Genomic DNA, 15,062 nt, shown 5'->3' on the forward strand with positions numbered 1-15,062 from the left:
TACAAGAAAACCCGGACCTTGCGGTCCGGGTTTTCCAATCCACTTGGCCGGCGGGCTGAAGCGTCAGGCGATTCCCAGCCGGGCGCGCATCAGGCCGATACTGTCGAGATCGGCCTGTTCCCGGGCATTCTCTTCAGCCCGCTCGCGAGCCTGATCGCGCTCATCCAAAAGTTCGACCTTCTTGAGCTCGTCGAAGGCTTCGCCCAACAGGCTTTTGGCCTCATCGAGCTGAATGCGCAGTTCGTCGGCGGAACGGGTCAGGTTTTCCCGACGCTGAATCGCGGCCTTGGCATAGGTCGGATAGGCGAAGTGGGAAGGATCGTTGATCCCGGCCCGTTCCTGCTCGCTCTGGATTTCGCGTTCGAGGTCGACCGACATGCGCTGGAAATCGGCGATCATGGCTTCGATCTGCGCGACCCTTCGGCGCTTTTCGTCGACCTGAAACTTCTTCAGGCGGATCAGCGTTTCACGTGACTTCATCGACTCATACTCCCCAGAAGTCCCAATTTTCGAGACGGGACGGTGCCGGCTCCCGTAAGGGCCCCGCCGGCACTACAATCTGCATTTCGCGGATGATGGCCTGACAAAGTTAGCGTTCCGTTTCCAAATCCCCAAGGATCCGCTCGAGTTGGCGATAACCTTCATTAAGGCCGGTCGCCTCGTCCTTGCCCTGGCGCAGAAAGGCCTCCAGCGGCTCATGCAGGGCGATCGCCTCGTCGACCTCGGCGCTTGACCCTGCGCGATAGGCCCCGAGCCGGATCAATTCCTCCATGTCGGCATAGGTCGACATCACCTGCCGCGCCTTGGTGATGACGTCCAAATAGTCCGGATCGGCCGATTTCGGCATGGTTCGGGATACGGATTTGAGAACGTTGATCGCCGGAAAGCGTCCGCGCTCGGCGATCCTGCGCTCCATCACCACGTGACCGTCGAGAATGCCGCGGACGGCGTCCGCAATCGGCTCGTTGTGGTCGTCGCCGTCGACCAGCACGGTGAAAATGCCGGTGATGGTGCCAAGGCCGATGCCGGAGCCCGCGCGCTCGAGCAGCTTCGGCAACTCGGTGAACACGGTAGGCGTGTAGCCCTTCGCGGTCGGCGGTTCGCCGGCGGAGAGGCCGATCTCGCGCTGGGCCATGGCAAAACGCGTGACGGAATCCATTAGGCAAAGCACGTCCTTGTCCTCGTCGCGGAAATACTCCGCGATCGCGAGCGTCAGATAGGCCGCCTGCCGCCGCATCAAAGCGGGCTCGTCGGAGGTGGCCACCACCACGACCGACCGCGCCAGACCCTCTTGGCCGAGGTCGTCCTGCAGGAATTCCTGCACCTCGCGGCCGCGCTCGCCGACGAGGCCGATGACGGCGATATCGGCATCGACATTGCGCGCCAGCATCGACAGCAGCACGGATTTGCCGACGCCGGAGCCGGCGAAAATGCCAAGCCGCTGGCCGCGGCAGCAGGTCAGAAACGTATTCAGCGCCCGCACGCCGAGATCGAGCGGCGCGCCGACACGCTTGCGCGAGTGCGCCGGGGGCGGCGAATTGCGATAGGGCACCGGCGATGCTCCGATCGGCAAGGGGCCCTTGCCGTCGATCGGTTCGCCCATCGCGTTGAGCACGCGGCCCAGCCACAGCGGCGACGGCCGCACCTGGCTTGCGGCATTGGCAATCACCGCGCGACAGCCGCGCCGTACCCCCTCCAGTCCTGCGAACGGCATCACCACGGCATTGCTGCCGGTGAACCCGATGACCTCGCAGGGGATGAAGCGGTTGCCGCCGGTGTCGATGACGATGCGCGCGCCGACGCTCATCGCGTGAATGGGCCCCGCAATCTCCACCATCAGGCCGCGCACGCCTACCACGCGGCCATAGATGCTGATGCCGTCGATATCGTTGATCTGTTCAGCCAGTGCCTTCATTGCAAAAACCTTAAGTTTTCACGCATTTGGCACGAACCCTTAACTTCGTGTTTACCCGCATCATTAATCATTGCGTCACTGTCTTTGGTTGACTGAGGACGCTCGACCGCCGGACCGACGGAAGGGCGAGTCTTGAGAGTCGGTTAACTCCGCCTCTTCACGTTGAGCTTGAACGGGAACGGATACGAAAAGCTGCTTCTCCGCAACATCTTAGGGCGATTCGAAAAAAATTGCACTGAGAGAGCTTGCGAACCAGAATCAGATTTTGTTAACCATATCCCGTCAGGATCCGAATCAGTTGTTCAAAGGCGTTTTGAGTGCCGCAAGTGCGGCCGACCTGACGCCCGGGAGCGGCGACGATAGGGGACTGGCATGCGCGTATTGCTGATAGAAGATGACAGCGCCGTCGCGCAGTCGATCGAACTGATGCTTAAATCCGAGAGTTTCAACGTCTATACGACGGATCTTGGCGAGGAAGGCGTCGATCTCGGAAAGCTCTACGATTACGACATCATACTGCTCGACCTCAACCTGCCCGACATGTCCGGTTACGACGTGCTCAAGCAGCTTCGGGTTTCCAAGATCAAGACACCCATTCTGATCCTCTCCGGCCTCGCCGGCATCGAAGACAAGGTCAGGGGTCTCGGCGTCGGCGCCGACGACTACATGACCAAGCCCTTCCACAAGGACGAACTGGTCGCACGCATTCATGCGATCGTGCGCCGCTCCAAGGGCCACGCCCAGTCGGTGATCCAGACCGGCGATCTCGTGGTCAATCTCGACACCAAGACGGTCGAGGTCGGCGGCCAGCGCGTGCATCTGACGGGCAAGGAATACCAGATGCTGGAACTGCTTTCGCTCCGCAAGGGCACCACGCTGACCAAGGAAATGTTCCTCAACCACCTCTACGGCGGCATGGACGAGCCGGAACTGAAGATCATCGACGTCTTCATCTGCAAACTGCGCAAGAAGCTCGCCAACGCTTCCGAAGGCCGCAACTTCATCGAAACCGTGTGGGGCCGCGGCTATGTGCTGCGCGAGCCGCACGAGCACGAAGAGCGCATTCCCGCCTGATATCGGCTTCACGAGAGCCCGATTGGCTCACTTCTCCCAGACTGGCCCCGCCGCAAATGGCGGGGTTTTTGTTTGTGGATTGGCCCGGCGGCTCGCCTGCGACAAAGGGAATCATGCAAACTTCGTCAGCCGCTCGTGTCCCGATTCCGAAGTTCGCATCATTTTGCGGGTACCTCGTTTGCGAACTCCGGAAACGAAGACACCAGTGGTCCGATTCTAACATTCGCTTCCCACTGCAGCAGGTACTTTTGCGAATGTTAGAATCAAAGGACCATTAGCAAATTTAGGATTCTAGTGGAGTTCAGGATTTGACATTCGCTTGGCGAGCTTGCGCCCAGGTGGGCGGCGAATGTCAAATCCACTCCACTAGTGAGTCATTGTTTCTGGTGTGGCTTTGGTTCAGAAGTCCGCATGACCGAACTCGCGGCAATAATGATGCGGACTTCTGAACCGCCACACTAGCGAGGGGGAGCCTCCATGATCCTTCAATCGCTCGCCGGATTGCCGGCCTTCCTGGTCTATTTCTGCACGGCCATCGTCGTGGTAGTCGTCTATCTCCTCGTCTATACCCGCCTCACTGTGCGCGACGAATTCAAGCTGATCCGTGACAACGATCCCGCGGCCGCGATCGCTTTGGGCTTGAGCCTGCTCGGCTTCGTGCTGCCGGTGGTCAGCGCCATCGCCCATGCAGCCAATATCGTCGATTGCCTGATCTGGAGCCTGATCGCGCTGATCGTTCAAGTCGTCGTCTACTACATCGTCAAGATACCGGTTCCGAACCTGTCGGCGAAGATCGCCGCGGGCGAACTCGCTCCCGCGATCTGGCTCGGGCTTTCTTCGCTTGCCGCCGGCGCGCTCAACGCCGCCTCCATGATCTACTGATCATGCAAAACCGGCCCGCAAACGAATTCGGCAAGCGCAGGCCCTCGACGATCGCACCTCACGGGGCGCATCCGGTCAAGCGCTCCCGCCATGTGGCGCTTTTGCTGATGGGCTCGCTCGTGGTCGGCGGCGGCGCCTTTGCGATGATGCCAAGAGAGAATTGCGAGCCCAAAGGCGGCGGCATGGCCACCCCGGCACTCCCGCAAGGCAGCACCGAATGCGGTCCTCGCAGCTCTTCATCCGCCAGAGGATATGGCGGCTCCGCATCGTCGTCGCGCAGCAGTTTCTTCGGTGGCGATGGGTCATCCAGCCGATCGTCGAGCGGCAATCCCTCGGAGTCCGGCTCGGGCGAGACGACGCGCGGCGGGTTCGGCGGATTTGCCCGTTCCCTTGCGGCGCATTTTTCCGGCAGCTGAGCGCAAGCAGGGATTTCGCCGCACGAAGTGGTGAGATGTTCGCCTTTGCCTTGCCCCCCTGCCGGCGCGTGCCTAAATACGCAAATCCCTGCATGCATTTTTTCAAAGGCCGTCACATGAAACGTTCCCGCCGCGTCGTCCTGACCATGATGGGCAGCGGGGCCATCGGCGCGGTGTCGATGGGTTTTATCGATCAATATGATTGCGGCCCCGGCTTCATCCGCCGGGTGACGCGCGGTCTGGACGGACGACCCTACGTTACATGCCAGGGCGTGGCCTATGGCGGCTTCGGGCGCTTCCCGCACCATTTCCACGGCCATGGCCATGGCCATGGCCATTCGCATGGCGGGTAGTGCCTGCCGTGCAGCGCCTCGCCTGCCGAGAACGCGACGACTGGCGGGCCAGCGCCGAGGCCACGGGATTTCTGTTTCACACGATTGACGGCGAACGCTATTGGGACGAGCGCGCCTTCTACTGCTTTACTCTCGAAGAAATCGAATCCGCGATCGAAGCCCCCACAGGAGAGATCGACGCGATGTGCCTCGAACTCGTCGATCGCGCGATCGACGACGAGCGCTGTCTGCGCCGCTTGATGATACCGGAAGCATTCTGGCCGCTGCTCCGCGACAGCTGGCGCCGCGACGAGAACAGTCTTTACGGCCGGCTCGACCTTCGTTTCGACGGACGCGGTCCGGCAAAACTCCTGGAATACAACGCCGACACGCCGACTTCGATCTTCGAGGCTGCGGTGTTCCAATGGACCTGGCTCGAGCAGGGCATCGAACGGGGCATCCTTCCCGCAGGCGCCGACCAGTTCAACTCGCTCCATGAGCGACTGATCGAGGCGTGGAAGAAGCTGGGTTCGGCAAGCCGGCATCTGCACCTCACCGGCACGCTCGACAATCCCGAGGATGCCGGCACGCTTGCCTATCTCGCGGACACCGCCAGGCAAGCCGGCCTTCAAACCACGTTGCTCGACATCGAGGCGATCGGATGGCGCGACAGCGGCGGCTTTGTCGATCTCGATGATCGTGAAATCGCGCTCGCGTTCAAGCTCTATCCCTGGGAATGGATGTTTCACGACGCCTTTGGCGCAAAGCTTGCGGAAGCAGCGACCCGCTGGATCGAGCCGCCGTGGAAAGCGATCCTCTCCAACAAGGGCGTGCTCCCATTGCTGTGGGAGATGTTTCCCGGCCATCCCAATCTGCTTCCGGCCTTCTTCGAGGACGACCCGAAGGCGGCAAGCCTCGGTAATTCCTTTGTGCGCAAGCCGCTGCTTTCCAGGGAAGGGGCCAATATCGATCTGGTCTGCGAGGGGATGACGGTCGCAAAGCAGAAGGGTCCCTATGGCGCCGAAGGTTTCATTCGCCAGGCGCTGGCATCGTTGCCCGATTTCTCGAGCCAGCATCCAGTGCTTGGCAGCTGGCTGGTCGATCATGCGCCCTGCGGGCTTTCGATCCGGGAGGACGAGAATCCCATTACGGGCAATACGTCGCGTTTCCTGCCGCACGCGATCCTGTGAGCGCTACGGGTGCCGGCCCGCGTTGGCGCTTTTCGCCTATCGCGACGCCATCGCGACCGCCCTTGCCACCTGCGGCGTGCTCGCCGTGACACCAAGCTTCGGCCCCCGGGTGGCATTCGGGCGATAAAGCCCGCGCCGATCCGGGTGTGGCCTGAAGGCGTCGGAGATGCCGACCGCGGACTCGGCCGCACCCAGCACCATGAAGCCATCCGGCTCGGATGCCCTTGCAAGGCGCTCGAAGATGCTGGTCTTGGTTTCCTGGTCGAAATAGATCAGGACGTTGCGGCAAAAGATCACGTCGAACGCGCCGAGGTGGCTGAAATCCTGCAGCAGGTTGAGCTGGCGATGGGCCACCATGGCGCGGAGATCGGCATTGATTTGCCACATCTCGCCAACTTGCGTGAAATGCTTGACGAGCAACTGAATGGGAAGCCCGCGCTGAACCTCGAACTGACTGAAGAGACCCGCCTTCGATTTCTCCAGCACGCCTTGCGAAAGATCGGTCGCCAGGATTTCGATCCGCCAGCCCGAGAGCGCCACACCGAATTCCTTCAGACACATCGCGATCGAATACGGCTCCTGCCCGGTCGATGAAGCCGCGCACCAGATGCGCAAGGCGCGGCGGCTCGCACGCACCTGCAGGAGTTCCGGCAGCATGGTATCGCGCAGATGCTCGAACGGAATCTTGTCGCGGAAAAAGAAGGTTTCGTTGGTGGTCATCGCCTCGACCACCTCGCCGACCAGCGCCTCGGCCGACCCGGTCTTCATTTTCTGCACGAGATCGGAGATCCCCGGCAAGCCGACCCTTCGGGCCAGCGGGATCAGCCGGCTTTCGACCAGGTACTGCTTGTCCGAAGACAGGTCCAGCCCGGAGCGTTCCTTCAGGAGCTTTCGCAGGAACTCATAGTCCAACGGCGTCACGAGCGATCTCCTGAAAACAATCGGACCAGTTTCGGTGCGATCTGACCGAGCGGCAGAACGGCGGCGCAAATGCCGGCATGGACGGCTGCGCCCGGCATGCCCCAAACCACGCTGCTGGCTTCGTCCTGTGCGATCACGCTTCCCCCGGCCGCGACGATATCCTTGCCGCCGCGCATGCCGTCCGAGCCCATTCCGGTCAGCACGACCGCCAGAATGCCGCCCTGCCATACATCGATCGCGGAAGTGAACAAGGGATCGACGGCCGGCTTGCAGAAATTGACCGGCGGCCCGTCGTCGAGGACGATCGCGGCATCAGTGCCGTGGCGCGCGACGCGCATGTGGCGTCCCCCCGGCGCGAGGTAGATGTGGCCTGCCTTGACGATCTCGCCGTCGACCGCCTCCTGCGCCGGACGGTGACTCGCGCGCGCCAGATGCTCGGCAAGAATCGTCGTAAACGTGGGCGGCATGTGCTGGGTGATGAGAACCGGAAAGCGGTCGATCACTGCGCCGATGTCGGCAACCAGGGTCATCAGCGCCTGTGGGCCGCCTGTCGAGGAACCGATCAGCAGTGCGCGCGGATTTTGGGTGCTGAAGCCGCGGCGCGGAAATTGCGGGCTTGCAGACTGCGGCGCGCGTCCTTGCGGCTCGCGGCCGTGATCGAGCACCGGTGCCAGCGGTGGCGCCGAAACGGAAGGAGCCGTGCGACGAACCTTGGCGCCGAGATGCCGGATTTTCTGCACAAGATGGTGGCGAAAGGTTTCGGCGGCGCCAGGTTCGCGGGTGCTTTCCGGCTTCGGAATGTAGTCCGAAGCGCCCAGCGACAGCGCTTTGAGGCTGATCTCCGCATTGCGGCGGGTCAGCGTGGAGGCCATGATGATGACGAGGTTGCGCTTCTTGGCCAGCAGCAGCGGCAACGCGGAAATGCCGTCGAGCTCCGGCATCTCGATATCGAGCACGGCGACATCGGGATTGATGCGCTCGATCTGGTTGACCGCATCGAGGCCGGTGCGCAGGGAAGCGGCGACGACCATGTCGGGCTCGCAACCGAGCCAGCGGGAGATCATCCCCCTGATGACGACGGAGTCATCGACCACCATCACCCGCAGCGGTTCGTGCTGCATCGAATTCGCCGTCGCAGAAGTTGTCAACGCAACACTCATTACTCACCAGCATGGCTCAAGCGCCACTACGCAAGATTTCGCCGAAGGCTCGCGAGCCCCCGGTCAGACGCAGCAATCAGATCAATCCGACTTCCTGGAACTTGGCGGTGACAATGTCCTTGTCGAACGGCTTCATGATGTATTCGTTCGCACCGGCGTGAAGCGCTCGCGCAATGTGAGCGACGTCGTTCTCGGTGGTGCAGAACACCACCTTGGGCTGGTCGCCGCCGGGCATGCGGCGCAGATTGCCAAGGAATTCATAGCCGTCCATGATTGGCATGTTCCAGTCGAGCAGGATGGCTTCGGGCAGTCCGCGCCTGCAGACCTCGAGCGCCTTTTCGCCGTCTTCGGCTTCGACAATCTGGAAATCCAATCCTTCCAATATGCGCCTTGCGACTTTTCGGATGACGCTGGAGTCATCCACGACCAAACATGTTTTCATTTTAGCCTCTGTTCTCAGATCTTCCGAAGTGACGTCCAATTTGCTTTGTTCTATCTGTCTTTCGAATCTCAAGCCGCCATCATGTCAGGAGTGATTTCGAGCACCCGGTCGACGTCGAGGACGACCATCAGCTGCCCGTCGAGGCGATGCACGCCGCCGGCGAGCTTGGCCATGCGCGGATCGAGATTGACGGGATTCTCTTCGCGGCCGTCGTCGGGAAGCCTGAGCACCTCGCCGATCTGATCGATCAGCAGACCATAGGATTCGCCGCGCAGGTCGACGCCGACCGCCATCGTCGGCTTGCCGCTGTCGTTTTTGGGCAGGCCGAGGCGGGCGCGCATGTCGATCACCGTGACGATGCGGCCGCGCAAATTGAGCACACCGGCGATCTCCCCCGATGACAGCGGCACACGCGTCAGGCGCTCCGGCATGAACACGTCCTGCACGCGCGAAATCGGCAGGCCGAACAACTGATCTCCGATCAGGGCGGTGACGTATTCGGCGACGGCGCCCTCGATGCTTTCGGTCTTGCTGCTCATGCTTTGATCCATATGCCCATTGCTCATGCCGCCGCCCTGCTGATCTCCGCGGTCTGCTCCTTCAGCGCCGCGATCAGGCCGGGTCGATCGAACTTGGCGACATAATCGTGGAAGCCGGCCTGCCGTCCACGCTCGATCGCCGCTGGCGATACCAGCGACGACAAGGCGATGATCGGCATCGAGCCGAGATGCGCATCGGCGCGTATGCTCTCGGCGAATTCGAACCCGTTCATTTCCGGCATTTCGATATCGGTCAGAACGACGTCAATTTGCTGGCCCGATCGCAGCGCGGCGAGGCCCTCCTGCGCGCTCTGGGCAACGCGAACCTTGTAGCCTGCCGCCTTCAGCACCGGTGCCAGCATGTTGCGGAAGAATGCAGAGTCGTCGACCAGCAGGACCGATTGCGCCAGGGCCGAGGGACGCATCTCCTTGCGATGCAACCAGTCGGCGAACGCCATGGGAAGGAAATGGCCGACGTCGATCACTTCGGTCGCCTGTCCCTTGATCACGGCAGAGCCAAGGATGCCCTCGCCCGCGCCCGCCACCTCGATATTGAGCCGTTCCTCAACGATGTCGATGATCTCGTCGACAACGAGGCCCATCGAGCGGCCGTCGTCGGCAAACACCAGGATCGGCTGCGAGCCCGAGGTCTGGATGCTCACGCCGTTCATCTGCACCAGCGGCATCAACTGCTCACGGTATTGCACCATGTAGCGGCCGTTGGAGAGCTCGATCTTGTCGGCCGCGATTTCTTCCAGACGGGTGACGAGGCCAAGCGGCACCGCCTTGGGCTGGGTGGAGCCGGCGCGAAACACCAGCAGTGACGTCATCTGTTCGGCGCCACCGCCGCGCAAAGCGGCGTTCTCGTCGGCGATCTCATGGCTGGCGTTGCCGGATGCCCCGAGCGCCCTTGCGATGCCGTTGGGGTCGATGATCATGATGACCGCGCCGTCGCCCAGAATGGTGTTGCCGGAGAACATGTCGATGTGACGCAGCTTGGTCGACATCGGCTTGACCACGATTTCCTCGGTGTGGAACACGCCGTCGACGACAATGCCGAAGGTCTGGCTGCCCAACTGCGTCACGACGATGAATCCGTTTTCCGGGTCGGAAGAGGAGCCGTCGTCGATCTTGAGCAATTTCTTCAGATGCATCAGCGGCAATAGCTTGTTGCGCAGCCGCAGCACCGCGGTGTCCTTGATCCGCTCGATGCGATGCTCGGAATTGGCGCGCGCCCGCACCAGCTCGACCACCGACAGTTGCGGGATCGCAAAGCGGTCGCCGCCGGCCTCGACGATCAGCGCCGACACGATCGCGAGCGTCAACGGAATCTTGATGGTGACGGAAGCGCCCTCGCCCGCCACCGACTTGATGTCGATGGTGCCGCCGATCTGGTCGATGTTGGTGCGTACCACGTCCATGCCGACGCCGCGGCCCGATACGCTGGTCACCGCGGCTGCGGTCGAGAAGCCCGGCGCGAAGATGAATTTGTGGATCTGCGCTTCCGTCATCTTCTCGAGCTCGGCCTCGGTGACGAGGCCGTTGGCCAGCGCCTTGGCCTTGATCCGCTCGGTGTCAAGACCGCGACCATTGTCGGCGATGCAGATGATGATGTGGCCGCCTTCATGATAGGCGGAAAGGCGAATCGTGCCCTGTTCCGGCTTGCCCGCGGCCGACCGCTCGGCCGGCGTCTCCAGCCCGTGATCGGCCGAGTTGCGCACCATATGGGTCAGGGGATCCTTGATCAGGTCGAGCACCTGCCGGTCGAGCTCGGTGTCGGCGCCGTGCATCTCCAGTTCGATCTGCTTGTGAAGTTCGCTGGAGAGATCGCGGACGATGCGTGGCAATTTCTGCCAGGCATTGCCGATCGGCTGCATTCGCGTTTTCATGACGCCTTCCTGCAGCTCGGCGGTGACGTTCGACAGCCGCTGCAGCGGCACCTTGAACTCGGTGTCTTCGTTGCGCCGCGATATCTCAAGGAGCTGGTTGCGCGTCAGAACGAGCTCGGACACCATCGTCATCAGGTGTTCCAGCGTGTCGACATTCACCCGAATGGACTGATTGGCGATGCGGTCGCCTTCTGCAGCTTCCACCTCGACAGCCGGCTTTGCCTTTCTCGCGGAAGGCTTCTGGGCTTTCGGTCCCGCCGCCTGCTGCCCGGATTCGATCTCCGCCGCTCTGGCGCTGCGCCTCGGCCCGGGCGCAGGCGCCATCTCGGGCACCGGCGGCGGAGCGACCTCCATTGTGGTCTCCCGGAAAGCGCGCTCGAGCTCATCCAGCGACACTTCGCCGGGACGAAGTTCGCGCTCCAGGACCTGGTAGGTCAATGTGCCCTCCACGCTTGCCTTGGCCGCAGGGGCGGCGCGGGCGCGAGGTGCATTCGGCGGGCTCGCAACGGGTGCGGCCGCGGCCGGCGAGGCCGTCGTCTCCATGCCGCGCTCGGCCAAATGATGGAGTTTTACGATCAGGTCCTGATCATTGCCTTCCGGCTCGGCCTCGGTGGCTTCGAGCCCGGCCAAGATTTCCTTGATCCGATCGATGCTGCTCAGGATCAGCGTCACCGCTTCGGCCGTCACCGGCATTCCGTCGCGGAACTTGCCCATCAAGGTCTCGCCGGCATGGGCGAGCGCCTCAAGGCGCGGCAGGCCGAGGAAGCCGCAGGTTCCCTTGATGGTATGAACAAGGCGGAAAATGTTATCCAGGATCTTGGCGTTGTTCGGATCTTGCTCGAACCGCACTAACTGGTTGTCGACGGTATCCAGGCTTTCGCTGGTCTCCGTCAAAAACTCTCTCAACAGGTCATCCATGAATCCGGCCTTCAACCCATGCGCGTATCCACCCGATACGCTTCGAAGCGAGGCCAGCTTCTATGGAAAGGGTTTAATATTGGTTGAGTAAATGGAAAAGAACGGGTTCAACAAATACATAACGCTGCGTTTTCGAACCTGAATCAATCTGTAAACCAGGGGTTAACCATAAGTTGTATGAAATGGGTTCAACGACGGCGCGAAAACCCGCTTTTTTGATTTGAGGCGCAGGTCCGGCCGGCTCGACCAGCCCACTTCTTACGAGGCGGTTGCCACGATGGCCTCGCCTTCCGCCGCCAATTTCACGCTCAATCCGCAGGCCTCACCGAGCAGGCGCGCGTAATAAGGCTGCACCGAGTGCGCATCGACCGCTGGCGGCTGGCCCGAGCTCAAGAGATCGGCGATGTTCTGCGGCAGGCGGGCATTGAGCCCGCTGGCCGTAACGCGAAAGCCCATGGTTTCGCCCTGGCCGATCGCATCGACGGTGAGCGTGCCGCCGCGCGGGATGGTCTGCTGCGCAATCACCAGCATGTTCAAGAGCAGCTTGACCCGGTTCTTCGGCAACAACAGGCGCGGCAAATTCCAGGTGATGCTGGTCTTGCCGTCCTCGAGATGGCCGCGCGCCATGGTCTGGGCGTCGCCGAGATCGATCTGGGCGCCCGAGGAGCCTGCCGCGCCAAAAGCAAGGCGACAGAACTGCAGCCGCGCGGAAGCGGTCCTGGCGCTCTTGCGGATCAGATCGAGGGCAAAATCGCGGTCCTCGGGTTTGGGATTGTCGTCGAGCACCTCAAGACCGTTGACGATGGCGCCGACCGGACTGATGAGATCGTGGCAAACCCGCGAACACAGGAGCGCCGCCAGTTCGAGAGCATCGGGAGCGGAACCGGGAGGCATGGTACCAGACATAGAGCTTTCCCAAATGTTAGAATCGGACCACCAGTGTGGCGGATTTGACGTTCCTGTCAGTCTCGCGGCAAGTGCATTACAGGAACGTCAAATCCAAAGCCACACTAGCATCATCGAGTTGCTAGTGTCCCCTTGGTTCCGGCGTTCGTAAAAGTGCGTGCGGCAAAGTCATACGAACGCCGGAACCGGGACACTAGTATGGCGGATTTGACGTTGCTATCAGTCTCGCCGCAAGCGCATTACAGGAACGTCAAATCCAAAGCCACACTAGCATCATCGAGTTGCCAGTGTCCCTTTGGTCCGTTCGTAAAAGTGCGTGCCGCAAAGTCATACGAACGCCGGAACCGGGAAACTAACTGGCTTGATACACCGCGGACCTGTGCGTGCCAACCAAAGCCGGAAGCGAAGCTGCAGATGAAGGGTCGCCCATGAACAAGGCATCTTCGCCATCCCCTCCGATCGACGGTAAAGCCGCGGCCGCGCTGATCGAACCGCTCACCGAACTCGTAAGGCGCGCCGGAGCCGCCATTCTTGCGGTCGACCGCTCTGCCATGCGGGTCGACGGTAAAATCGACGGTTCGCCGGTGACGCAAGCCGATCTTGCTGCCGACCGCATCATTGCCGAAGGACTCGCCCAACTCGCGCCCGGGATCGAGGCTTTGTCCGAGGAACGGATACGCTTGGCGGAGCCGCCTTATGACAACAGTTTTTTTCTGATCGATCCGCTCGACGGAACCAGGGAATTCGTCGGGGGCCGGCGCGAGTTCACCGTCAACCTCGCTTTGGTGACGAACGGGAGCTCGATTTTGGGCGTGATCGGCGCGCCCGCCCTGGGGTTGATCTGGCGCGGCATCGTCGGACGCGGCGCCGAGCGGCTGGCGGGAGACAGCAAGCGCACCGAAACGATCCGCACCCGCCCCTTCCCGCCAAAAGGCCGACCATGGATCGCCGCGGTCAGCCGCTCGCACGGCGATCCCGCAACTGACGCCTTCATCGCCGCAAGAGAGGGCGCGGTAAGAGAGGTGCTCGGCTCGTCGCTGAAATTTGCCAAGGTTGCCGAAGGCGCCATCGACATCTATCCGCGCCTTGCCCCCACCCATGAATGGGACATTGCGGCCGGGTGCGCGATCGTGGCTGCCGCGGGAGGCAAGGTCACGGACGCAGCCGGGGGCGATTTGCAGTTCGGCAGGAGGGCGAAGGATTTCGTCGTACCGGCCTTCATCGCCTGGGGCGATCCCGAGGTTTGCTGACATCCACCGCACGCGCCGCCGAATTATTGCGCCAGCCCCTCCTCGAGCGCCGGCCAGCGCGACGTCGCCCGCTGCAGGAAGGCCTTCGGATGGGCCGCGAAGGCGTCGCGGTGCGTCTCCCGCGCAAACAGATAGAGACGCTCGCCCGAGACCAGCCAGAACATGGGGTTGCCGGCGACCGTGACGCCGCGCGCCAGATCAACCGGGTCGTAGCCGCCGAATTGCGGCCCGTAGATATCGGGACGGGCGATGAAGGAGGCGCGATTGCCCTCGTTGTGGAAACGCCAGACGACGCCAGCCTGGGCGGCCTCGAACTCCGCCAGGCCGCGTACGGGGCGGGCGTCGACAAAATAGGCGACGGGATCGTAACCTTCGATGGCAAGGCCCGAGAAGCGGTTGGCAACCACGCGCTCGGTGGTTGCAGCCCTGGCCGCAGAGGCGGAACCCGCCCATTCGCCAAGACTGTCCGGGCCAGCCGACAGAAAGCCTGCCAGGAATGTGAACAAGGCTATTCCGCGGCGAAATTCAACCGCGTGCCAAATCCCGTTTATTTCCTGCCGTTCTGCCGTCATAGTTGCTGCGGATAACATCTGAGTCGGGGGATACCGGGCGATAGCCTAAGCCAAGCACGTCAGCGTCGGGTTAAGGCGGCGGCCGGAATTTCGGATACCCAAGGGGATCTTTTCGGGGTCTTTTCATGATTTTCGCCTCACGCCTTGCCGCGTTGACGCTGGCCGCGTTGATGTGCTGGTCCGTGCCTGCCTCCGCGCAGCTCCAGCAGGCGCCGCCTCCGCAGCCGCTGCCGCCGCCGCAACGCGAGACGGGGCCGAACTTTTACGGGCCGGATGAACTGGTCGGCGCCGGCCACAGGTTCTTCGGCAACGTCTCGCGCGGACTGGCCTCCGTGATCGAACGCGCGGTCAGCCAATGGGGCCTGCCGAACGGCTACATTCTCGGCGAGGAAGGCTCGGGCGCCTTCGTCGCAGGTTTGCGATACGGCGAAGGCACGCTCTACACCAAGAACGCCGGCGACTTGCGGGTCTACTGGCAGGGTCCGTCGGTCGGTTTCGACTGGGGTGGCGACGGCGCCCGCACCATGACGCTGGTCTACAATTTGCCGGCCACCAACGCGATCTATCAGCGCTTCGCCGGCATCGACGGTTCAGCCTACATCGTCGGCGGGTTCGGCATGACCGCGCTCACCGCCAACAGCATCGTGCTGGTGCCG

The 15,062-nt window shown here is 62.2% G+C and carries 16 protein-coding genes; 7 read left to right on the forward strand and 9 right to left on the reverse strand.

What is annotated here, in order from left to right; all coding sequences use genetic code 11:
* Nucleotides 1-63: 63 nt before the first annotated feature.
* Together fliJ and fliI are read right to left on the reverse strand one after the other, a co-directional pair.
* A complete protein-coding gene (fliJ, locus tag VNX23_RS20895) occupies nt 64-480 on the reverse strand; it encodes a flagellar export protein FliJ (protein WP_325633121.1) in 417 nt (138 codons plus the stop codon).
* Between the two features lie 109 nt (nt 481-589).
* Nucleotides 590-1,915 carry a flagellar protein export ATPase FliI gene (gene fliI / locus VNX23_RS20900; RefSeq protein ID WP_325633123.1) on the reverse strand — a complete coding sequence of 442 codons (1,326 nt, stop codon included), beginning with the start codon at nt 1,913-1,915 and terminating at the stop codon, nt 590-592.
* Nucleotides 1,916-2,287: 372 nt separating this feature from the next.
* Here fliI and ctrA point away from each other — a divergent pair, with 372 nt between their 5' ends.
* The 5 genes from ctrA (at nt 2,288) to VNX23_RS20925 (ending at nt 5,809) form a co-directional block, all read left to right on the forward strand.
* Nucleotides 2,288-2,989 carry a response regulator transcription factor CtrA gene (ctrA, locus tag VNX23_RS20905; protein WP_325633125.1) on the forward strand — a complete coding sequence of 234 codons (702 nt, stop codon included), beginning with the start codon at nt 2,288-2,290 and terminating at the stop codon, nt 2,987-2,989.
* A gap of 477 nt (nt 2,990-3,466) precedes the next feature.
* Nucleotides 3,467-3,871 (forward strand): DUF350 domain-containing protein, encoded by a 405-nt coding sequence (locus tag VNX23_RS20910; RefSeq protein ID WP_325633126.1) that lies wholly within the window; start codon nt 3,467-3,469, stop codon nt 3,869-3,871.
* 2 nt (nt 3,872-3,873) lie between these two features.
* Nucleotides 3,874-4,287, forward strand: a complete 414-nt coding sequence (locus VNX23_RS20915) for a hypothetical protein (RefSeq protein ID WP_325633128.1) — start codon at nt 3,874-3,876, stop codon at nt 4,285-4,287.
* Between the two features lie 116 nt (nt 4,288-4,403).
* Complete coding sequence (locus VNX23_RS20920; protein ID WP_325633130.1) at nt 4,404-4,640, forward strand: hypothetical protein; 237 nt, start codon at nt 4,404-4,406, stop codon at nt 4,638-4,640.
* Nucleotides 4,641-4,648: 8 nt separating this feature from the next.
* Nucleotides 4,649-5,809: a glutathionylspermidine synthase family protein gene (locus VNX23_RS20925; RefSeq protein WP_325633132.1), complete on the forward strand. Its 1,161-nt coding sequence runs from the start codon at nt 4,649-4,651 to the stop codon at nt 5,807-5,809.
* Between the two features lie 36 nt (nt 5,810-5,845).
* On the opposite strand, the gene VNX23_RS20930 is transcribed toward VNX23_RS20925, so the two are convergent.
* From VNX23_RS20930 to chpT, 6 genes are all read right to left on the reverse strand, one after another.
* Nucleotides 5,846-6,730 carry a protein-glutamate O-methyltransferase CheR gene (locus VNX23_RS20930; protein ID WP_325633134.1) on the reverse strand — a complete coding sequence of 295 codons (885 nt, stop codon included), beginning with the start codon at nt 6,728-6,730 and terminating at the stop codon, nt 5,846-5,848.
* A complete protein-coding gene (locus VNX23_RS20935; RefSeq protein WP_325633136.1) occupies nt 6,727-7,890 on the reverse strand; it encodes a chemotaxis response regulator protein-glutamate methylesterase in 1,164 nt (387 codons plus the stop codon). The genes VNX23_RS20930 and VNX23_RS20935 overlap by 4 nt, the downstream gene beginning before the upstream one ends.
* 76 nt (nt 7,891-7,966) lie before the next feature.
* Entirely contained in the window at nt 7,967-8,332 is a 366-nt protein-coding gene (locus tag VNX23_RS20940) for a response regulator (RefSeq protein ID WP_325633138.1), read from the reverse strand.
* Nucleotides 8,333-8,400: 68 nt separating this feature from the next.
* Nucleotides 8,401-8,871, reverse strand: coding sequence for a chemotaxis protein CheW (locus tag VNX23_RS20945; RefSeq protein WP_325633139.1), 471 nt, complete (start codon nt 8,869-8,871; stop codon nt 8,401-8,403).
* Between the two features lie 23 nt (nt 8,872-8,894).
* Nucleotides 8,895-11,678, reverse strand: coding sequence for a hybrid sensor histidine kinase/response regulator (locus VNX23_RS20950; RefSeq protein ID WP_325633141.1), 2,784 nt, complete (start codon nt 11,676-11,678; stop codon nt 8,895-8,897).
* 258 nt (nt 11,679-11,936) lie between these two features.
* Nucleotides 11,937-12,584 (reverse strand): histidine phosphotransferase ChpT, encoded by a 648-nt coding sequence (gene chpT, locus VNX23_RS20955; RefSeq protein ID WP_325633143.1) that lies wholly within the window; start codon nt 12,582-12,584, stop codon nt 11,937-11,939.
* A gap of 428 nt (nt 12,585-13,012) precedes the next feature.
* Here chpT and VNX23_RS20960 point away from each other — a divergent pair, with 428 nt between their 5' ends.
* A complete protein-coding gene (locus VNX23_RS20960) occupies nt 13,013-13,834 on the forward strand; it encodes a 3'(2'),5'-bisphosphate nucleotidase CysQ (RefSeq protein WP_325633145.1) in 822 nt (273 codons plus the stop codon).
* A 23-nt stretch (nt 13,835-13,857) separates the two neighbouring features.
* Here the strand turns inward: VNX23_RS20960 and VNX23_RS20965 are convergent, their stop codons facing one another.
* Nucleotides 13,858-14,406: a YHS domain-containing (seleno)protein gene (locus VNX23_RS20965; RefSeq protein ID WP_325633147.1), complete on the reverse strand. Its 549-nt coding sequence runs from the start codon at nt 14,404-14,406 to the stop codon at nt 13,858-13,860.
* 125 nt (nt 14,407-14,531) lie between these two features.
* Between VNX23_RS20965 and VNX23_RS20970 the strand changes: the two genes are divergently transcribed.
* On the forward strand, nt 14,532-15,062 hold a 531-nt coding region (locus VNX23_RS20970; protein WP_325633149.1), incomplete at its 3' end, for a DUF1134 domain-containing protein.

The sequence above is a fragment of the Bradyrhizobium sp. genome, assembly GCF_035570375.1.
Classification (GTDB): Bacteria; Pseudomonadota; Alphaproteobacteria; order Rhizobiales; family Xanthobacteraceae; genus Bradyrhizobium.